15 protein-coding genes are annotated in these 19,482 nt (G+C 68.3%); 3 read left to right on the top strand and 12 right to left on the bottom strand.

The annotated features are described in order from the left end of the window. Positions 1 to 32: 32 nt before the first annotated feature. From rpoB to BOSE125_RS10520, 5 genes are all read right to left on the bottom strand, one after another. Positions 33 to 3,554 (bottom strand): DNA-directed RNA polymerase subunit beta, encoded by a 3,522-nt coding sequence (gene rpoB, locus BOSE125_RS10500; RefSeq protein WP_159552348.1) that lies wholly within the window; start codon positions 3,552 to 3,554, stop codon positions 33 to 35. Positions 3,555 to 3,815: 261 nt separating this feature from the next. Next, positions 3,816 to 5,066 carry an acyltransferase gene (locus BOSE125_RS10505; RefSeq protein WP_159552350.1) on the bottom strand — a complete coding sequence of 417 codons (1,251 nt, stop codon included), beginning with the start codon at positions 5,064 to 5,066 and terminating at the stop codon, positions 3,816 to 3,818. A 262-nt stretch (positions 5,067 to 5,328) separates the two neighbouring features. After that, positions 5,329 to 5,712, bottom strand: coding sequence for a 50S ribosomal protein L7/L12 (gene rplL / locus BOSE125_RS10510; RefSeq protein WP_159552352.1), 384 nt, complete (start codon positions 5,710 to 5,712; stop codon positions 5,329 to 5,331). Between the two features lie 87 nt (positions 5,713 to 5,799). Further along, positions 5,800 to 6,345, bottom strand: a complete 546-nt coding sequence (gene rplJ / locus BOSE125_RS10515; RefSeq protein ID WP_159552354.1) for a 50S ribosomal protein L10 — start codon at positions 6,343 to 6,345, stop codon at positions 5,800 to 5,802. A 343-nt stretch (positions 6,346 to 6,688) separates the two neighbouring features. Beyond that, a complete protein-coding gene (locus BOSE125_RS10520) occupies positions 6,689 to 7,750 on the bottom strand; it encodes a LacI family DNA-binding transcriptional regulator (protein ID WP_159552356.1) in 1,062 nt (353 codons plus the stop codon). Positions 7,751 to 8,091: 341 nt separating this feature from the next. On the opposite strand from BOSE125_RS10520, the gene BOSE125_RS10525 reads away from it, so the two are divergent. From BOSE125_RS10525 to BOSE125_RS10535, 3 genes are read left to right on the top strand one after another with little or no spacing between them, the layout of a single operon-like run. Continuing rightward, positions 8,092 to 9,078: a tripartite tricarboxylate transporter substrate binding protein gene (locus BOSE125_RS10525; protein ID WP_159552358.1), complete on the top strand. Its 987-nt coding sequence runs from the start codon at positions 8,092 to 8,094 to the stop codon at positions 9,076 to 9,078. Between the two features lie 47 nt (positions 9,079 to 9,125). Continuing rightward, complete coding sequence (locus tag BOSE125_RS10530) at positions 9,126 to 9,623, top strand: tripartite tricarboxylate transporter TctB family protein (protein ID WP_159552360.1); 498 nt, start codon at positions 9,126 to 9,128, stop codon at positions 9,621 to 9,623. Beyond that, positions 9,620 to 11,212, top strand: a complete 1,593-nt coding sequence (locus BOSE125_RS10535) for a tripartite tricarboxylate transporter permease (protein WP_236557921.1) — start codon at positions 9,620 to 9,622, stop codon at positions 11,210 to 11,212. Before BOSE125_RS10530 ends, BOSE125_RS10535 begins: the two co-directional genes overlap by 4 nt. A gap of 107 nt (positions 11,213 to 11,319) precedes the next feature. Here the strand turns inward: BOSE125_RS10535 and BOSE125_RS10540 are convergent, their stop codons facing one another. The 7 genes from BOSE125_RS10540 to BOSE125_RS10570 all read right to left on the bottom strand — a co-directional run bounded on the left by BOSE125_RS10540 (position 11,320) and on the right by BOSE125_RS10570 (position 19,371). Next, positions 11,320 to 12,459, bottom strand: a complete 1,140-nt coding sequence (locus BOSE125_RS10540) for a Gfo/Idh/MocA family protein (protein WP_159552362.1) — start codon at positions 12,457 to 12,459, stop codon at positions 11,320 to 11,322. Continuing rightward, the gene (locus BOSE125_RS10545) at positions 12,456 to 14,192 is read right to left on the bottom strand and encodes an FAD-dependent oxidoreductase (RefSeq protein WP_159552364.1); all 1,737 of its coding nucleotides are present in this window, start codon (positions 14,190 to 14,192) and stop codon (positions 12,456 to 12,458) included. Before BOSE125_RS10545 ends, BOSE125_RS10540 begins: the two co-directional genes overlap by 4 nt. Beyond that, positions 14,189 to 15,361 carry a zinc-binding dehydrogenase gene (locus BOSE125_RS10550; protein ID WP_159552366.1) on the bottom strand — a complete coding sequence of 391 codons (1,173 nt, stop codon included), beginning with the start codon at positions 15,359 to 15,361 and terminating at the stop codon, positions 14,189 to 14,191. Before BOSE125_RS10550 ends, BOSE125_RS10545 begins: the two co-directional genes overlap by 4 nt. Before the next feature lie 4 nt (positions 15,362 to 15,365). Further along, on the bottom strand, positions 15,366 to 15,659 hold the full coding sequence (locus BOSE125_RS10555) for a YciI family protein (RefSeq protein ID WP_159552368.1): 294 nt from the start codon (positions 15,657 to 15,659) through the stop codon (positions 15,366 to 15,368). Positions 15,660 to 15,791: 132 nt separating this feature from the next. Beyond that, positions 15,792 to 16,577 (bottom strand): IclR family transcriptional regulator, encoded by a 786-nt coding sequence (locus tag BOSE125_RS10560; RefSeq protein WP_159552370.1) that lies wholly within the window; start codon positions 16,575 to 16,577, stop codon positions 15,792 to 15,794. After that, entirely contained in the window at positions 16,577 to 17,596 is a 1,020-nt protein-coding gene (locus tag BOSE125_RS10565; protein ID WP_159552372.1) for a DMT family transporter, read from the bottom strand. Before BOSE125_RS10565 ends, BOSE125_RS10560 begins: the two co-directional genes overlap by 1 nt. A 23-nt stretch (positions 17,597 to 17,619) precedes the next feature. Next, positions 17,620 to 19,371: an FAD-dependent oxidoreductase gene (locus tag BOSE125_RS10570; RefSeq protein ID WP_159552374.1), complete on the bottom strand. Its 1,752-nt coding sequence runs from the start codon at positions 19,369 to 19,371 to the stop codon at positions 17,620 to 17,622. Between the last annotated feature and the right edge of the window lie 111 nt (positions 19,372 to 19,482).

Below are 19,482 nucleotides of genomic sequence, written 5' to 3' on the forward strand. Positions count from 1 at the left end.
AAGTCTGGGGTGGGACGGGGAACGGGTGTTGCTCAGACCTCTTCAACCGAGCTGGGCTCGTTGTGGGACAGGTCGATGCCCAGTTCCTCGGCGGCCCGGAAGACTTCATCCTCCGAGTCACGCATTTCGATCGCGGTGCCGTCGGCGGAGAGGACCTCCACGTTCAGGCACAGCGACTGCATCTCCTTGATGAGGACCTTGAAGGACTCGGGAACGCCCGGCTCCGGGATGTTCTCGCCCTTCACGATGGCCTCGTAGACCTTCACACGACCGTGGATGTCATCCGACTTGATCGTCAGCAGTTCCTGCAGGGTGTAGGCAGCGCCGTACGCCTCCAGGGCCCAGACCTCCATCTCACCGAACCGCTGGCCACCGAACTGTGCCTTACCACCCAGCGGCTGCTGCGTGATCATGGAGTACGGACCGGTGGAGCGGGCGTGGATCTTGTCATCCACCAGGTGGTGCAGCTTCAGCATGTACATGTAGCCCACGGAGACCGCATCCGGGAACGGCTCGCCGGAGCGGCCGTCGAACAGGGTGGCCTTGCCGTTGGTGCCCATCAGGCGGTCGCCGTCACGGGTGACATTGACGTGGCCGAGCAGGCCTTCGATCTCATGGGCCTCGGCACCGTCGAACACCGGGGTGGCGACGTTGATCGGACCGGAGGACCGCGGGAAGTTCGGCAGGTCCTTGATCCACTCCGGCTCGCCCTGGATGTCCCAGCCGCGGGAGGCGGCCCAGCCCAGGTGCAGCTCCATGACCTGGCCCAGGTTCATGCGGCCCGGAACGCCCAGCGGGTTCAGGATGATGTCCACGGGGGTGCCATCCTCGAGGAACGGCATGTCCTCCATCGGCAGGATCTTGGAGATGACGCCCTTGTTGCCGTGGCGGCCGGCCATCTTGTCACCGTCGGTGATCTTGCGCTTCTGGGCCACGTACACGCGGACCAGCTGGTTCACGCCCGGGGGCAGGTCGTCGTCCTCGTCGCGATCGAAGATGCGCACGCCGATGACGGTGCCGGACTCGCCGTGGGGCACCTTCAGGGAGGTGTCACGCACTTCGCGGGACTTTTCACCGAAGATGGCGCGCAGCAGGCGCTCCTCCGGAGTCAGCTCGGTCTCGCCCTTCGGGGTCACGCGGCCGACCAGGATGTCTCCGGCCTCGACCTCGGCGCCGATGTGGATGATGCCGCGCTCGTCGAGCTGCGCCAGGACCTCGTCGGAGACGTTCGGGATGTCCCGGGTGACCTCTTCTGCGCCCAGCTTGGTGTCACGGGCGTCGACCTCGTGCTCCTCGATGTGGATCGAGGTCAGCACGTCATCGGAGACCATGCGCTGGGACAGGATGATGGCGTCCTCGTAGTTCAGGCCCTCCCAGGGCATGAACGCGACGAGGAGGTTCTTGCCGAGCGCCAGCTCGCCATGGTCCGTGGCGGGACCGTCGGCGATGATGGACAGCTTCTCCACGCGGTCGCCCTCGGTGACCCGGACGCGCTGGTTGTACGCGTTGCCCTGGTTGGAGCGGGCGAACTTCATGATCGGGTAGTGGCGTATCGTGCCGTCGTCGTTCATGACGGTCACCATGTCCGCGGCCACCTCGGTCACGACGCCGGGGGCATCGGCCGTGATGGAGTCACCGGCGTCGACGGCGATGTACTTCTCCATGCCGGTGCCCACCAGGGGTGCCTCGGCCTGGAGCAGCGGCACGGCCTGGCGCTGCATGTTCGCACCCATGAGGGCGCGGTTGGCGTCGTCGTGCTCGAGGAACGGGATCAGCGCCGTGGCGGCGGAGACCATCTGGCGCGGGGAGACGTCCATGTAGTCGATCTCGTCCACGCCGGAGAGCACCGGCTCGCCGCCGCCGCCGCGCTGGCGGCAGAGCACGAGGTCCTCGGCGAAGGAGCCGTCGTCGTTCAGCGGAGCGTTGGCCTGGGCGATCTGGGCTTCCAGCTCGTCGTCGGCGGTGAGGTAGTCCACCTGTTCGGTGACGATCCCGTCCACGACCTTGCGGTAGGGGGTCTCGATGAAACCGAACGGGTTGATGCGCCCGAACGTGGCCAGCGAGCCGATGAGGCCGATGTTCGGGCCTTCCGGGGTCTCGATGGGGCACATGCGGCCGTAGTGGGACGGGTGCACGTCACGGACTTCCATGCCCGCACGGTCACGGGACAGGCCGCCCGGGCCGAGCGCGGACAGGCGCCGCTTGTGGGTCAGGCCCGCCAGCGGGTTGTTCTGGTCCATGAACTGGGACAGCTGGGAGGTTCCGAAGAACTCCTTGATCGAGGCCACCACGGGGCGGATGTTGATCAGGGTCTGCGGGGTGATCGCCTCGACGTCCTGGGTGGTCATGCGCTCACGCACGACGCGCTCCATGCGGGACAGGCCGGTGCGGATCTGGTTCTCGATCAGCTCGCCCACGGCGCGGATACGACGGTTGCCGAAGTGGTCGATGTCGTCGACCTCCACGCGCACCTCGACGTCCTCGCCGGCGCGCTTGCCGGTGATCGTCTTCTCGTTGGCGTGCAGGGCCACGATGAAGTGGACCATCTGGACGATGTCGTCCTGCGTCAGCACGGAGGCGTGCGGATCGGACAGCGGCATGTCCACGCCCAGCTTGCGGTTGAGCTTGTAACGGCCCACCTTGGCCAGGTCATAGCGCTTCGGCGTGAAGTACAGGTTGTTCAGCAGGTTCTGCGCGGCGTCCACGGCGGCGGGCTCGCCGGGGCGGAGCTTGCGGTAGATGTCCAGCAGCGCCTCGTTCTGGCCCTCGGTGGGGTCCTTCTCGAGGGTGGCGCGGATGGAGTCGTACTGGCCGAACTCCTCGAGGATGCGGGACTCGGACCAGCCCATGGCCTTGAGCAGCACGGTGACCGGCTGCTTGCGCTTGCGGTCGAGGCGGACGCCGACCTGGTCGCGCTTGTCCACCTCGAGCTCGAACCAGGCGCCACGCGACGGGATGATCTTCGCGGTGAAGATGTCCTTGTCACTGGTCTTGTCCGGGGTGCGCTCGAAGTAGGCGCCGGGAGAGCGGACGAGCTGGGACACGACGACACGCTCGGTGCCGTTGATCACGAAGGTGCCCTTGTCCGTCATGAGCGGGAAGTCGCCCATGAACACCGTCTGCTGCTTGATCTCGCCGGTGTTGTTGTTCATGAACTCGGCCTTGACGTACAGCGGAGCCGCGTACGTGGTGTCGCGCTCCTTGCACTCGTCGACCGGCATCTTCGGGTCCGAGAACTCCGGATCGGTGAAGGACAGGGACATGGTGCCCTGGAAGTCCTCGATCGGGGAGATCTCCTCGAAGATGTCGGCGAAGCCGGAGGTGACAGCCACGGAGTCGTCGTTGATCTCGCGAGCGTGGGCCACCCGTTCGGCCCAGCGCTCGTTGCCCACGAGCCGGTCGAACGACTCGGTCTGCAGGGCCAGCAGGTCCGGGACCTCCAGCGGCTCATGAATCTTCGCGAACGAGATTCGGCCGGCACTGGCGCCGGAGCGGGGCGAGACGCCCCCGGGGAAATTAGCGGTTTCGGTATTTGAGGTGCTCGAGGCGACCAAGAGGGATCCTTCCACAGACCGTCTTTACTTCCGTGCACTCCCCCACTGGTCCACAGCACCGGGGCCCACCGCTATTTGAAGGCCAGACCGAATGCCACACCGAGATGCCCCCGGACACGACCGGTGGCATGGCAAAGTGGACTTCAGGGGAGACGTAAGGAACCATACTAACTTTCGGCACGCCCGAAGTCCAGCCGGTCCTGTTCCCGTGGCTGTGAATATGCTAGGAACGCCGGAGGTCAACCGGAACCCCGGAATTCCCTAGGAGACCGGCATGCGGGCCCGGCCCAATCGCCGCCCCGCCACCGGCCATGTCCCGACGCCGGCCGTCACCGCTCGCTGCAGTCCCGGCCCCAGCGGGCGTTCAACCCACCGGTGCAGCAGCCACGCGGCACCCAGGATCGCGGCGAGGGTGAGGATGAGCACCACCTCGCGCGGCAGGTACGGCGAGAGCAGGAAGATCAGCCACCACCCCCACAGCTGGTGCAGGAGGTAGACCGGGTAGGTCAGCTGTCCGGCCAGGGTCATCCCCGGCACCCGGAGTGAGGCCAAGGGGGTCAGCACGATGAGCGCCACCAGGACGAACAGCCCGGCGACGATGGCCACGAAGGCCCAGAAGGGGTAGTCGTAGCCGGTGAGCTTGACAGTCTCGGCCTGTTGGACCCGGGCGGACCACAGGCTGCCGACACCCGCGTTCAGCACGAGGGCCGCCCACCGCAGCGGGGTATGGCCGAACTTGAACAGCAGGAACAGGGCCATCCCGCCGGCGAACAGGGCCGAGTACTGCGGGAAGAACACATGCTCCACCCAGTCGATGGGCTGGCCGGCCGCATGCAGGCCGAAGTACAGCGCATTGCCGAGGATCGGCCACGCGAAGGCGAACACGAGCACCCGTCCCACCGTCATACCGATGAGGGTGAACGCGAGGATCCAGAGGTAGAACTTCATCTCCACCCACAGGGTCCAGTACACGCCGTCGATGTGCCCGACGCCGAGGCCGCCCTGGAACATCGTCAGGTTCGCCAGGATGTCCACCGGCGACCGCTGGGATCCCATCTCCGGCCAGAGGACGAAGGTCAGCGTGGCGGTGGCCAGCACCGCGACCCAGTAGGCCGGGTAGAGACGGCCCACCCGGGAGCCGATGAACCTCGCCGGCGACTTCCCATAGGAGGAGAGCAGGATCACGAAGCCGGAGATGATGAAGAAGAGCTGGACGCCGAGCGCCCCGACGGAGCTGAACTGGCTCAACCACGGCCATGCCTCGGCGGCCGGCTCCCCGTGGCGGCCCCAGTGCCCGTGGTGCCAGGCGGTCCAGTGGAAGAGCACCACGGCGAGGGCGGCGACCAGGCGGAGCCCGTCCAGCAGGGCGAGGCGGGGTCGGGGCCGATCAGCCGTCTGGTCCTGTGCCCGGTGACCAACCTGCTGATCTGCCTGCTGACCAACCTGTTGATCTGCCTGGTGACCAACCTGCTGGTCTACCTCGATCCGCGGCAGTTCCGTCGTCGCGACCATGGGTCGGCACCCTCCCTCACGTACCGAGCCGCGCCGCGCTCTGGGTCCCATTCCCCGCGCGTCGGGCTCTGCTTGCATCCCGTCCTTAATGTTTTCGTTACCTTACGAACTCAGTCTGGGCGGTCACTGGGAATCCGATGAGAACGGGACGGGACCGGGGTTGTCTAACCGGGGTTAAAGCAGAACGGCCCCACCCTCCCCGCACGAGCGGGTCGGATGGGACCGGACTGACAGAGACGAACAGCGGCTCAAGCCGCCGTCATCACTTGAGGGTGACGGTGGCGCCGGCGCCCTCAAGGGTCTCCTTGGCCTTGTCGGCAGTCTCCTTGTTGACGCCCTCCAGGACGGCCTTCGGAGCGGAGTCGACGAGGTCCTTGGCTTCCTTCAGACCCAGCGAGGTCAGTGCGCGGACCTCCTTGATGACGCCGATCTTCTTGTCGCCGGCGGCCTCGAGGACCACGTCGAACTCGGACTGCTCTTCCTCGGCCTCAGCGGCAGCGGCAGCCGGAGCGGCGCCGGCAGCGGCGACCGGAGCGGCAGCGGTCACTTCGAACTTCTCTTCGAAGGCCTTGACGAACTCGGACAGCTCGATGAGGGACAGCTCGGAGAAGGCCTCGAGCAGCTCTTCAGTGGACAGCTTAGCCATGGTGGGCTCCTTTACTTCCGTGTGATCACGGATGAGTTTTCACGGATGTGATGGTGTGGGGTGGCCGCAAGAGCGACCGGGGTGGTGTTACTCGGCGGCCGGCGCAGCTGCGCCACCCTGCTCCTCGACCTTCGCGCGCAGGGCGTCCACGGTGCGGACTGCCTGCGAGAGGGGGGCCTGGAACATGTAGGCGGCCTTGTACAGGTTGCCCTTCATGGCACCTGCCAGCTTGGCCAGCAGAACCTCGCGGGACTCAAGGTCCGCCAGCTTCTTCATGCCGGTCTCATCGAGGAACTGGCCCTCCATGTAGCCGCCCTTGACGACCAGGGCCTCGTGGTCCTTGGCAAAGTCACGCATCGCCTTGGCTGCGTCCACCGGATCACCGGAGACGAAGGCAATAGCGGACGGGCCGGTCATCTTGCCCTTGAAGGCATCGACGCCGGCCTGATCGGCCGCAATCTCGGTCAGCGTGTTCTTCACCACGGCGTAGGTCGCATTCTCACCGAGTGCACGGCGGAGCTGCTTGAGCTCGGCCACGGTGAGACCACGGTACTCCGTCAATACTGCTGCGGTGGAGGTGCGGAAGAGTTCCGCCAGCTCCGCCACAACAGCGTTCTTTTCAGACGTCGCCATGGCACTCCTTCCATTGCTGTGGGGCCGGTACCCCCTGACAATGAAAAACGCCCCGTGCAGGTGCACAGGGCGTGGCGTTGACGTCACGGCGGACCTGGGTCCAACCATCCTTCAAGCGTTGCTCGGTTTCACCTGCGCAGGTCGCCTCCATCGGGAGAGCTTTACGGACGGGCATCCAGAGGTTCAGGGAACATCCGGGTACCTGCCGACCGGCGGTCTTTGGTGCAATCGATCTTAGGCCCGACGCCGGCCAATCACCAAATCGGCGAGCGTCCGGCAAGAGACCGGCAAGTCGGCGGACCGGCAGATCGACAGATCGACAGATCGACAGAACAGCCAACCCTCACCGGCGCACCGCAGACAGGATGGGGGCCGATGAGGGGGAGGGGGATGTGGACGCCGGACCGGTCGAGCCGCGGACCTGCAGCCCAGAGGCCAACCGGAGCTGGCGCACGGTCCTCTCCCCCGCCATGCGGGCCAGCAACAGGTCCACGGCCGCCCGGCCGGCCTGCTCCACCGGCGCGTCCACACAGGTCAGGCCCGAATGCACGAAGTCGGAGCCATAGGTGTTGTCGTAGCCGACCACGGAGACATCCCCCGGGACGTCCACACCGTTGGAGATCAGGTGCCGGAGGATGCCGACGGCCAGTTGGTCGTTGTAGCCGATGATGGCGGTCGGCCTTCGCGCCCAGGCTAAGGCAGCCGCTGCGGCCCCCTGGCCGATCAGCGGTTTGAACGGCCCCGTGGTGATCAACTCGATCCCCAAGGCCTGGGCCACCTCGTCCTGGGCCTTCTGGCGCAGGACGTTGCTCCACGCATTGTGCGGCCCCGCGCAGTACACGATTTTCCGGTGCCCCAAGGCATGCAGGTGTTCGATCAGATGCCGGCTGGAATCGGCGTCCCCGGCAACCACCGAGCTGATGCCCGCCACCTCCCGGTTGAACAGCACCAGGGGCCGACGCCGTGCCATCTCCCGCAGCTCGGCATCAGAGGTCCAGCGGGCCGCGGCGACCACACCGTTCGCATCCCCGGTCAACCGCTCCAGGTGCGTCCGCTCCATGGTGGCGGACTCCTCGGCATCCCCCAAGGTCACGAGATAGCCCGCCGAACGCGCCTGGCTGACGGCGCCTTTGACCAGGTCCGAGAAGAAGGGGTTGGCCAGGTCCTGCACCAGGAGGTTCACCGCGCGAGAGGCAGGAGCCGGGGTCACGGCCGCTGCACGCGGGGGCTCACGCCGGTATCCGAGCCGGGCGGCCGCATCCATGACCCGCTCCACGGTCTGGAAGTTCACCCGGTCGGGCCGCGTGAACGCACGGGATGCCGTGGACGGGGCCACACCGGCCGCCCGGGCCACGTCTTCAAGGCGAACCCTCGCCGCAGCGGCGTCGTCCCGTTCAACATCCATGGTGTTGTCAACTTTTCGCGTGAGGTGGAGGGTGCCGTCATCGTCTCATCCGGGGCCGAGGCCACCGACTGGACATGCAGGATCTTTCCACTCTTTGCCGTGATTCGTCCAGCATGAGTTTTTCGCCGATCCGCGTCATGGCGGGCTCAGCAGGACAGAATCCATGTCGCCGTCGTCTCATTTCCGCAATTTTTGGCAATCTACTGGCAATCACTTTCGGTTCATGCCATTGTTCTATTCACCCTGACCGATGTGAGCGTCATCACCGCCCACGCCGAGGGCACATCACCGCATCCGTCTTAGCCCGAGTTATCCCCGAGTTATCCCCCAAGGAGCCGGACATGAAACAACGCACCCTGATGACTTCCGCGGCCACCCTGGCCGCCGCCGGACTGCTGCTGTCCGGTTGCGCCTCGAACTCCGGAGGCGGAGGCGGAGGCGACGAGTTCCCGACCGAGGACGTCCGTCTCGTCGTGCCCTGGGCCGCCGGCGGCTCCGGCGACCTCTCCGCTCGCACCCTGGCCCCGCTGCTCGAGGACGAGCTCGGCGTCAGCGTCATCGTGGAGAACCGCCCGGGAGCGAACGGCTCCGTCGGCTACAACTGGCTCAAGGAGCAGGAGCCGGATGGCTACAACCTCTCCATGCTGGGCGCAGAGGTGGCCACCCTCCAGTTCATGGACTATGACATCGCACCGGCCGACTACGCCTTCCTCGGCAAGATCCTCGAGGGCCCCGGCGCGATCGCCGTCAAGGCTGACAGCCCCTACGAGACCCTGCAGGACCTGATCGATGCCGCGAAGGCGGCTCCGGGCGAGATCACCTACTCCTCCCCCGGCGTCGGATCCGTGTGGGACAACCCCGCCCAGGGCTTCCAGGAGTTGGCCGGCATCGAGCTGACCAACGTGCCCTATGACGGCTCCGCCCCCTCGATCGCCGCCGCGGCGGCCGGTGACGTGGATTTCTCCATCGACGCCATGGGCTCCCAGAAGGCCCAGGTGGACGGCGGCGAGCTGCGCTACCTGGCCGTCCTGGCGGAGGAGCGCGTGGAGGACTTCCCGGACGTGCCCACGGCGGCCGAGCAGGGCGTCGACCTGCAGAACGCCTCCTTCACGGGCCTGATGGCTCCTGCCGGAACCCCGGACGACGTCGTCCAGACCCTCTCGGACGCCATCGTGGCGGCCACGGAGGACGAGGACTACCAGTCCGTCATCGAGCAGTCCAACCTGGTCCCCGTCTCCGTTCCGGCCGGGGAGTTCACCGAGTTCATCCAGGCCGAGGAAGAGCGCTACGGCCCGTGGATCGAACTCGCGAAGTCCAAGCAGGGCTAATCGTGTCCTCGACTGACACGTCTGGATCCTCGACCGATTCTTCTGCCGTGACCGCTGAGCGTCCGGGTGATCATCCGGAGGACCTGGTCCTGCTGAAGAACCTGCCGTACCGGCTGCGCGAATTGATTCCCGTGGCCGCGTCGGTCGGCCTGGGGATCACGATCCTCGTCCTGGTCGGTGGCATCACCGACCGGGGCGGGGACGCCCTGGGCCCACGGTTCTGGCCAACCATGCTCGCCTGGGCCCTGATCGGGCTCGGCGTCCTGCTGGTGTTCACGAACGTCCTGCGCGGGGTCCGACCCTCGGACATCCCGGAGGACATGAACTGGACCGGGATCGGCCGGATGCTCGCGACCTTCGCCGTGCTGATCGGCTACCTGCTGCTCTTCAACGTTCTGCAGTTCTGGCTGATCACCATGGTCGTCACCGTGGTGCTGCTCTTGCTCTACGGCATCCGGAACTGGAAGGTCCTCGTCTTCCTCCCGATCATCATCGGTGCCCTGCTGCACCTCTTGTTCATCGTCCTCTTGAAGGTGCCCCTGTGATCCCCGAACTCCTTCTCCAGCTGCCGCAGCTGCCTCACCTACCGCAACTGCCCCTGCCCATCGCGGCGAACGCCGTCACCGACGGCATCGGCGTGGTCCTGCAGTGGGACACCCTGCTGTACATCGGCCTGGGCATGCTCGTGGGCATGCTGGTCGGCGCATTCCCCGGCGTCACGGCCACCATGGCCGTGGCCCTGGCCTCCGGTTTCACCCTGACCATGGATCCCATCCAGGGCCTCGCCGTGCTGCTGACGATCTACGTGGCCGCGCAGTTCGGCGACCGGGTACCGGCCATCCTCATCAACACCCCCGGTACCCCGGCTTCGATCGCAACCACCTTCGACGGCTACCCCCTGGCAAAGCAGGGCAAGGCGGGCCTGGCGATGACCGCCTCCGCCTTCGGCTCCGCGTTCGGCATGATCATCGGCATCATCGTGCTCTCGCTGTTCGCCATCCCCCTGGCCGGACTCGCACGCCAGTTCGGGCCGCCGGAGATGTTCGCCCTCGTGGTCTTCGGCCTGACGATGATGATCGGGGTCTCCTCCGGCCGCATCTTCAAGGGCCTGGTCGCTGGCGGTTTCGGCCTGCTGCTGGCCACCGTGGGCCGTGATCCGATCACCGGCGACCAGCGCTTCACCCTGGGAATCCTGGAACTCAACGGCGGAGTGCCCTTCATCCCGGTGATCATCGGCCTGTTCGGTGTGGCCGAGGTCCTCAACCAGATGGTCACCCACCGCCGCAACGCGGTCCAGGACAAGCCCATCAGCCAGATGGGGCAGTGGATGCCGGACCGGGCGATGTTCCGCCGGCTGCTCAAGCCCATGAGCATCGGCGCCGGCACCGGCTCCGTCGTCGGCCTGGTCCCGGCAGTCGGCGGGGACATCGCCGGCATCATCGCCTGGGACAACGCCAAACGCCTCTCCAAGCGCAAGGAGGAGTTCGGCAAGGGCTCCATCGAGGGCCTCACGTCCGCTGACACCTCCTCCACCGCCACCCTCGGCGGCTCCGTCACCACCACCATGGCCCTGGGCGTGCCGGGCGACTCGGTCATGGCCGTCCTCATCGGCTCCATGATGATCTGGGGCATCCAGCCGGGCCCGGCCCTGTTCACCAACGATCCCTCGCTGGTCTACACCCTGGCAACGATCCTGCTGGTGGCCACCGTGCTCTCGCTGGGTCTGTCCCTGGTCCGCATGAAGTCGATGGTGAAACTGCTGGAACTGAAGAACCAGTACCTCTGGATCATCATCCTGGTGTTCTGCATGGTCGGCACCTACTCCATCAGCAACTCCGTCTTCGACGTCTTCGTCATGCTGATCATGGGAGTGATCGGGCTGTTCATGCTCCGCTTCGGCTTCCCCGCCGGGCCAGCTGTACTCGGCCTGATCCTCGGTCCCCTCGCGGAATCCAACCTGCGGCGCACCCTGATCGGGGACGGCTGGGCCGGATTCCTCAGCAGCCCCATCGCCCTGGTCCTCTTCGCCGTCTCGGCCGCAGCACTCCTGCTGCCCCCGCTGCGCCAGATGCGCCTGCGCCGCAAGCAGGCCCTGAAGGGCAAGGACGAGGGACTGTCCGTCCTGATCCCCTGACGGGGGTCTCCACCGCCGGTACCACCGGCACCACCAACGACGGCGGCGCCCCCTTCCCGAAGGAAGGGGGCGCCGTTGCCTGTCGTCACCTCAGTGAGCTGAGCGACTCAGAAGATGACCGGCTTGCCGGTGCGGGAGGATTCATACACCGCCAGCAGGATGCGCAGGGACTTCGTGGCCTCCTCGCCCGTCACGGCGGGGGTGCCGCCGGTGCGGACGGCGTCCACGAAGTCGGCCACCTGGGCCCGGTGCCACGGGATCAGGGCACCGTTGATGGTGGCCAGGTCCACGTTGGGATTGAGCGAGGACGGCCAGGTCTCCTGGGCACCGACGCTGTCCCCGGCCGCCCAGATGTCCACCCGGCCGTCAGTGCCCTCCGGGAACTCGGTCACCTGCGCGGTGGCGCCCGTGGAACCGGTGACGCGGACCTGGACGCCCAGTGACGGGGTGACGGCGGTGGACGCCTGCACGGTGGCGATGGCCCCGGAGGCGAACCGCAGGGTCGCCACGGCCGAGTCCTCGACCTCGATGTGGTCGCCGTGCACGTAGGTCGCCACGTGCCCGTGTACCTCGACCACCTCGCCCATGAACCACTGGAGCAGGTCGATGTAGTGGATGCCCTGGGTCATCAGCACCCCGCCGCCGTCCGAGGCCCAGGTGCCCCTCCAGTCGGTGGCGGAGTAGTACTCGGGTTCCCGGTGCAGCAACACGGAACAGTGGCCGAGAATCGGGTCGCCCAGCGTCCCGTCGTCGATGGCCGCCCGGATCCGCTGGGCGGCGGGCCAGAACCGGCGCTGGAACAGCACGCCGAAAGTCACGGCGGCCTCACGGCAGGCGGCCACCATCCGCTCGGCGGCAGCGAGGTCGATCGCGATGGGCTTCTCGCACAGCACATGCACACGCGCGGCGGCGGCCTCCGTCACGACGGCCTCGTGGGTGGGGTGCGGGGTGCACACCGAGATCAGGTCGATCCCTCGTCCGTCCGCGCCGCGCCAGGCCAACAGGTCCGTGACGGAGCCGAAGGCGTGCTCGATCCCATTCGCCGCCGCAACCTGCCCGGCCCGCTCGGCGTCGATGTCACACACGGCCACCACCTCGACGTCCTGCAGGGCACGGTACGCCTCCAGGTGGTTGCGGAAGATCGCACCGCCTCCGGCGATGCCGACGCGCAGAGTGCGGACGGCCGACTCGGCGGTGGTTTCAGTGGCGGCGGGTCCAGTGCTGGTCTCGGTTCCAGTGACGCTCATGCGCGGATGCCCTCCGTGGCGGTCTCCCCACCGAGACCGGCTGGGGAGAGACGGGTCCGGGTGAGATGCCGGCCTGCAGCATAGGCGCGGGTCACGGCCGAGCCGATCGTGGCCCCGCCGCCGGGATAGGCGTCCTTGAAGACGGTCGCCGAGCAGTTGCCGGCGGCATACAGTCCGGGCAGCGGGATTCCGTTCCAGTCCAGGACCCGTCCGTCCAGGTCGGCCCGCAGGCCGCCCGCGGTGCCCAGGGCGCCGGGATGCAGCTGCACGGCGTAGAACGGTGGGGCCACGAGGGGCGCCAGACAGGGGTTGGGGAGGTTCTGCGGGTCTCCCAGGTGCCGGTCCTGGGCCGAGGATCCCCGGCCGAACTCCGGGTCCTCGCCGCGTTCCGCCGGCGGGTTGAACCGGGCCACGGTCTCCTCGAGGCCGGCCGGGTCCACCCCGATGATCTGCGCCAGCTCGGCCAGCGTGTCCGCCCGGACCATCCAGTCCGGGGCCTCGGTCGGTTCGGAGAAGACCGGATTCCCGGCGACGGGGTACCGGGAGACGAACCTCGAGTCCATCACCAGGTGGGCCGGGATGTTGGCGTACTGGGAGGTCTCGGGGTCGATGTTCGCGAAGACCCGCGAGAAGTCGTGGTAGTTCAGGGCCTCGTTGACGAAGCGGCGACCGGCGGAGTTCACCACGATGCCGCCGGGCAGGGTGGCCTCGACGTTGCCCATCCGGCCGGAGGGGCGGCCGTCGTACGTGGCACCGTGGGCGGTGATCACCGGCACGCCCCAGATGTCCGTGGTCTCCGTGAAGGAACCACCCACGGCCATGCCCAGCTTCAGTCCGTCCCCGGCGTTGGACGGCGCCGAGATCGGGGTCACGGGGAACTTCAGAAGGGTGCCGGTCAGTTCAGGGGACCATTCGAAGCCGCCGGAGGCGATGACCACGGATGCGGCCGCGATCTCCCGCTCTCCGGCCACGGTCACCTGCCAGCCGCCAGTCTCAGTGCCGGATTCAGGGCTGGTAGCCGTGCCGGCATCCCGCCGCAGTCCCGTGGCCGGAGCAGAAGCCGCGATCACGACGCCGGCCTCCCAGGCCGAGGCGGTCAGGGCACCCGCCAGCGCCCCACCCATCGTGCGCACCCCGCGCTCGGCGCGGCCGGTGAGCAGCGCGGGATCGGGGGCCGCGCCATGCAGCTGGTCGCGCTCGTCCATGGTGATCAGCGGCAGGTACGTGGGCGGACGCAGGGCCTCGGCCAGTCCGGGCACCACCGAGGGGTCGAATTCCCGGTGGTCCAGGCCCCGCCCACCCGGCGTGGCTCCCGGCCATTCCATGTGGTAATCGGGACGGAACAGGGGCGCATAGTCCACCCGGGTGTTCTCATCCAGGAAGCCGACCGCCTCGGCGGCGGTGGAGACGTACCAGGAGATCTCCTCCTCGGAGAGCTTCCCAGCCGTGGCCGCCCGCACGTAGGCGGCGGCGTCCTCGTCACTGTCCGAGAAGTCACGAGTGCCCATCAGATGATTGTTCGGCGCCCACATCACCCCGCCGCCGGCCGCCGTGGTCCCGCCCAGCCGGTCCGCCTTCTCCAGCACCAGCACGGAGGCTCCGGTCCGGCGGGCCACCAGGGCCGAGGTCATCCCGGCACAGCCGGAGCCGATGACCACGAGGTCGTAGCGGTCGGCGAGCTCCGGGACGGGGGTCAGGAGGGGGCGGTCTGCGGCGGGGCGGGTCTCGGTCATGGCCGGGTATCTCCTTCAGTGGGGTCTTCCGAGGGGAAGTCGATCGCGATTTTGCCGACGCCGGCCGTGGGGTCCACGAGGGTCTCGAAGGCGGCATCCAGGTCCTCGAACGCGAACCGGTGGGTCAGCAGCCGTCCGATGCTGTCCTGGTGGCGATCCAGCAGGTCCAGCGCCTGGCCGATGAGGTTCTGCGAATTGCGCGAGCCGAGCAGGTCGATCTCCTTGACCGGCAGGGTGCGCAGGGTCAGGCGCAGTTCCGCGTCGGAGATGCCGACACAGACCACGCGGCCGGCCGTCGCCACCAGGTCCACCCCGGTGGCCACCGAGGCGGGGGCGCCGGTGGCGTCGATGACCAGGGACGGACCGTCGCCGCGGGTGAGCTGGTCCAGCTCGGTCCGCTGCGCCGCCGTCGGGAAATCCCCGGGAGTGACGGTGAAGGTGCGGTCCGCGCCGAGGGCCGTGGCCAGCGCCAGCCGGGATGGGTTCATGTCCGAGACGGTGACGTCACAGCCGAGGTCCTTGAGGTAGACGGTGGCCAGGAGGCCGATCGGCCCGGCACCGGAGACGAGGACCCTCTCGCCGGCCTGGGCGCGGCCGCGGTTGACGGCCTGCATGGCGATGGAGGCTGGCTCGGACATCGGCGCCAAGGACAGTTCCAGTCCGTCCGGAACCCGATACAGCTTCTCCAGCGGGACGGCCTGCTCGGTCACCAGCGAGCCGTCCTCGTAGCAGCCATAGACGCTCATGTGCCGGCAGGCGTTGACGCGTCCGATGGAGCACGCGTGGCACTGGCCGCAGTAGAACATCGGAGAGATGGCCACCCGGTCGCCCACGGCCCAGCCGCCAGTCCCCGAGCCCGAACCGGTATCCGAAGGGTCGAGCGCGGCGATGGTGCCGGCAGCCTCGTGGCCCTGGATGATCGGCAGCTCGGTGGCGTAGTCGTCATCCCAGATGTGCGCATCGGTACCGCAGAGGGTCACGGACGCCATCCGGATGACCGCCATGCCGGGCGCCGGCACCGGTGCCGCGATGCTGCGGTACTCGATGGTGCGGCGGCTCGTGGTCACGGCGGCGGTCGCCATGCGGGCCGTGCCGGCAGCGCTGGCAGCGCTGGAAGCGCTGGCGGCGGGATCGGTGCTGGAAGCCGGGGCGGGGGTGGTCGAGGTCATGTGATTACTCGGCGCCCTCGATCGAGCCGAAGGCGATGTTCCAGCGGCGCACCGTGCGCTCGGCGATGAAGCCGCCCCGGTGGAAGGGGTCGCCGTTCATGATCTCGGTGACCTCGTCCACGGACTCGCCCTTGATGATCAGCAGGGCGCCCAGCGGATCGGCCTCGGTCAGGCGGCCGGAGACCAGCAGGGTGCCCTGCTCGTTCAGGCCCTTGAGGAACTCCACGTGGGAGGGGCGAGTCTCGGTCATCTCCTCGGTCTCGGGGACATAGGCGTAGGTGACGGCGTAAGCGGCCATGGGTGCAGCTCCTCGGGTTGATGCACACCGGCCTTGTGACCGGCATTACAGACCATCGTGCCGGGAGGAGACCCTGCTGCGCCTCCGCATTCCCATTGAATGGCAATGTGGAGCAAGTGCCAGCCGCGACCGTCAGGAGGGCTCCCACCCTCCGGACTTCCCCCGCGAGCCCATCTGGCGGGACAGCCCCCTCGCCGCAGCCAGGAGGACGGGGGCCTGGATCTGGAGGTTGATCTGGTCCACCTCGGCCACGATCGAGATGGCGCCCAGGACCCGGCCTCCCGGTCCGAAGACGGGGGCGGCCGTCCCCGAGGAGCCGGCCACGGTGACCCCGCGCAGGTGGGCATAGCCGTCAGCGCGGGCCTGCGCGAGACGGCGGCGCAGCCCCACCTCGGTGATACCGGAATTGCGTGTGGCCTGGTCCCAGGTCGAGGTGAGGTACCGCTCCTGGAGCTGGCGCGGTGAGTGCGCCAGGATGGCCAGGCCCGGGGCCGTGGAGAGCACGGGCAATCGGCCCGCGACCTTGGTCAGGTCCGTCGGCACGTCCTTGCTGATCAGTCGTTCCAGATAGATGATCGTGCCGTCGTCATGGTCCATGATCGCCAACGAGGTGTTCTGGCGTTGGGTGACGTGCACGGCCTCCATGAACGGCAGCGCCGCCTGACCGAACTCCTGATAGGTGGAGCTGCGCTGGCCCAGTTCCCACAGCACCAGGCCGATCCGGAAGCGGCCGTCCGGGGTGCGCCGCAGCAGCCCCTCCTCAGCCATGTCCCCCGCCAAGCGGTGGGCGGTGGACGAGGACAGACCCGTGCGGACGGCCAGTTCGGAAGCCGTGAGTTCCGGGTGGTCGGTATCGAAGGCGTGCAGCACCCGCACCAGGCGCTGGATGAGGGATTCGCCCGAACGTGAGTTGGCCATCAGGAGCTCCGACTCCGGCTGGCCCGGAGCGAGGTCTGCAACGAGGTCCGCAGCGTGCTGGAGGAGGCCAGCACCAGGGCCAGCAGCGTGATGACCGCCCCGGTCATGACCTGCCAGGTCACCTCGGCGCCACGGGTGGGCCACACGGCGTCCACCACCAGTGACCCGGCCAGCTGGCCGGCGACGAGCCCGAGGGTGAACAACAGCGATCCGATGGTCCGCGTCAGCAGGGCACCGCCGATCACCACCACGGAACCCAGCAGGCCGCCGGTGTAGTACCACCAGTCCCCCGGGCCCCACGGGAGCCGGGCCAGACCACCGGCCGCGATCTGCGGTGCGGCCACCACCAGCAGGGCCAGCGTCCCGATCAGATAGTTGAACAGCACGAGCGGCTCGACCCGGCCCACGGCCGCGCCCATCACCGCGTTCATCGCCATCTGGGGCGGCTGGAGCAGTCCGCCGGCCAGGACGAGCAACAGGGGCAGGCCGAGGGCCAGCAGCAACTCCGCGCCCGGGGCCGCCCCGGCGCCCCCTCCGAACCCACCCCCGAACAGGCGCGGGGAGAGCGCGAGCCCGACCCCGGCCAGTCCCGCGAGCACGCCCACCGACCTCCGCAGGCTCAGGCGATGGCGCCCGGAGGGCACCCACCCGAGGGTGTCCATCAGTGTCGAGGAGAGCATCTGGCCGGAGATGAAGACGAGGGAGAACAGGGCAACGCCCACCAGGTCCACGGTGACGGCCTGTCCGTACACGGCGAAGGCGCCGAGGAGCCCGGAGAAGGCGAACACCCACGGAAACCGTCCCGTGGCCGCACCCCGGACCAGCTGGACCACCCCGCGGCGGTTCGCCCGGACCAGGCCGTTGACGAGCAGCATCAACGCCAGGCCGGAGCCGAAGGTCACCGTCGCGGCCAGGGAGGCATCCCCCAGTTCGGTCCTCAGTGCTCCGGTGATCCGGGCCTGGACCGCAATCGCCACGCCGCCGGCCAGCGCCAGGAGCAGTGACAGGGTCCTGCCCATGGGTGCGCCTCCTCGTCAGGTGATCAGTCGGTCCCTGCCGCATGGCGTGCGGCCACCCAGCCGAAGGTCATGCCGGAACCGACCTGGGAGCCGGCCCCCGGGTACTCGCTGCCCATGACAGAGGCGGCGTCATTGCCGGCAGCGTACAGGCCTTCGAGCGCCTCGCCGTCGCGGCCCAACACCTGGGCCTGCGCGTTGATCTGGATCCCATAAGCGGTGGCCAAGGGAGTCGGGACCACGGCCACGGCGTAGAACGGCCCCTGCCGGATCGGTCCGATGTTCGGGTTCGGCGTGTGCTCCGGGTCCCCGGCCACCCGCCCGAACAGCAGCTCGCCCTTGTGGAAGTCCTCGTCCACACCGGTCTCGGCGAAGCCGTTGTACCGGCGCACAGTCTCCTCAAGACCCGCGGGATCCACGCCGATCCCCTCGGCCAGCTCCCGCAGCGTGGAGCCGCGGTGGAGGTAGCCGTCGTCGATGTACTTCTGCAGCATCGTGGCGGGCAGGTGCGGCATGGTGATCATGCCCAGCCCGTACTTCGCCAGGGTGCTGGAGTCCACCACGAGCCAGGCCGGAACGGTCGGCACCGTCTGGTGCGAGGCGTACATGGCCCGCACGAAGCGGTGGTAGGAGTGCGATTCGTCCACGAAGCGCCGGCCGGCGGCGTTGACGGCGATCAGGCCGGGCTTGGCCCGGTCCCAGATGTGCGGGAAGACCACGGTGGAGCCGTCCGCCCGGGTCCCGATCGAGGCCGGGAACCACAGGGCGTTCTCGCCGTTGTCCGTCCCCGCCGCCGCGCCGACTGCCTCGCTCAGACGCAGGGTGTCACCCGTGGCGCCCTCCCCGGCACGGGAGAATTGCGGCGTGGGCTCCGGGAGGAACTTCTCCCGCAGTTCGGGGCTCTGGGCGAACCCGCCCGCGGCCAGCACCACTCCGCGCCGGGCACGGATCCGCAGCTCGCGGCCCCCATGGCCCACGACGGCGCCCGTCACCCTCTCCGCGTCCCGCAGCAGCTCCGTGGTGTAGGCATTGCGCCACACCTCCCCGCCCCGGCCGAGCACCTCGGCGTACATGCGGGCCACGAGGGCATTGCCCATCACCAGCCGGGTGCCGCGCGGATTCCGGACCATGTCCAAGGCCCAGCGCGCCCCCAGGCCCAGGGCCGTGGCGCCAGCCTTCGCCGTCTTGCCGGCCTTCTTGGAGAACAGGCCCAACAGGGTGCCGACCTCGGCCCGGCGCAGCATCATGGTCCCGCCCATGAGCGCGAACTCGGGCACCGGGGGCCGGACGTGGCGGAAGCGGTTCCGGCCCAGCGTGCGGCCGTCGAACGGCTCCGGCTCCAGGGCGCGTCCGGTCTGGCCGGTCTCCGGCAGCTCCGAGTGGTAGTCCACCACGGCGGGTGACCGCCGGAACGTCACCCCGAGGTCCTCCATGTAGCGCAGCATCGCGGGACCGTTGTCCAGGTACGCCTGGCGCAGCGCCTTGTCCGATTTGTCCCCCACCAACCGGTCGAGGTAGCGCTCGGCCTTCTCGGCGTCGTCGGTGATGCCGTCCTCACGCTGGAAGTGGTTGTTGGGGATCCAGCAGGTCCCGGCCGAGTAGGCCGTCGTGCCGCCGATGTAGTCGGTCTTCTCGAGGACCAGCACCGAAAACCCCTCCTGGACACCCGTCAGGGCGGCGGCGAGACCGGCGACACCGGTGCCGAGCACCAGGAGGTCCACCTCGTGATCCCACGGCGCGAGCGCCGGAATCGTCTGTGCGGAAGGGTTCTCGGTCATGGGCCTGCCTTGTTCTGCCTGAGTTTGCGCTGGCTGGCGTTCTGCCCAGGTCTGCGTCGAATCTGGATACGGTGCCGCGTCCGTGACGCGGCTCACGGTCCATCGTCACCC

The sequence above is a fragment of the Citricoccus sp. K5 genome (genome assembly GCF_902506195.1).
In the GTDB taxonomy this organism is placed as follows: domain Bacteria; phylum Actinomycetota; class Actinomycetes; order Actinomycetales; family Micrococcaceae; genus Citricoccus.

Coding starts and splice junctions, on each gene's coding strand:
- BOSE125_RS10565 (WP_159552372.1), bottom strand. CDS start 17,596: ATGGGCAGGACCCTGTCACTGCTCCTGGCGCTGGCCGGCGGCGTGGCG.
- BOSE125_RS10555 (WP_159552368.1), bottom strand. CDS start 15,659: ATGGCCGCTTACGCCGTCACCTACGCCTATGTCCCCGAGACCGAGGAG.
- BOSE125_RS10545 (WP_159552364.1), bottom strand. CDS start 14,192: ATGACCGAGACCCGCCCCGCCGCAGACCGCCCCCTCCTGACCCCCGTC.
- rplJ (WP_159552354.1), bottom strand. CDS start 6,345: ATGGCGACGTCTGAAAAGAACGCTGTTGTGGCGGAGCTGGCGGAACTC.
- BOSE125_RS10520 (WP_159552356.1), bottom strand. CDS start 7,750: ATGGATGTTGAACGGGACGACGCCGCTGCGGCGAGGGTTCGCCTTGAA.
- BOSE125_RS10525 (WP_159552358.1), top strand. CDS start 8,092: ATGAAACAACGCACCCTGATGACTTCCGCGGCCACCCTGGCCGCCGCC.
- BOSE125_RS10550 (WP_159552366.1), bottom strand. CDS start 15,361: ATGACCTCGACCACCCCCGCCCCGGCTTCCAGCACCGATCCCGCCGCC.
- BOSE125_RS10505 (WP_159552350.1), bottom strand. CDS start 5,066: ATGGTCGCGACGACGGAACTGCCGCGGATCGAGGTAGACCAGCAGGTT.
- rplL (WP_159552352.1), bottom strand. CDS start 5,712: ATGGCTAAGCTGTCCACTGAAGAGCTGCTCGAGGCCTTCTCCGAGCTG.
- BOSE125_RS10560 (WP_159552370.1), bottom strand. CDS start 16,577: ATGGCCAACTCACGTTCGGGCGAATCCCTCATCCAGCGCCTGGTGCGG.
- BOSE125_RS10570 (WP_159552374.1), bottom strand. CDS start 19,371: ATGACCGAGAACCCTTCCGCACAGACGATTCCGGCGCTCGCGCCGTGG.
- BOSE125_RS10540 (WP_159552362.1), bottom strand. CDS start 12,459: ATGAGCGTCACTGGAACCGAGACCAGCACTGGACCCGCCGCCACTGAA.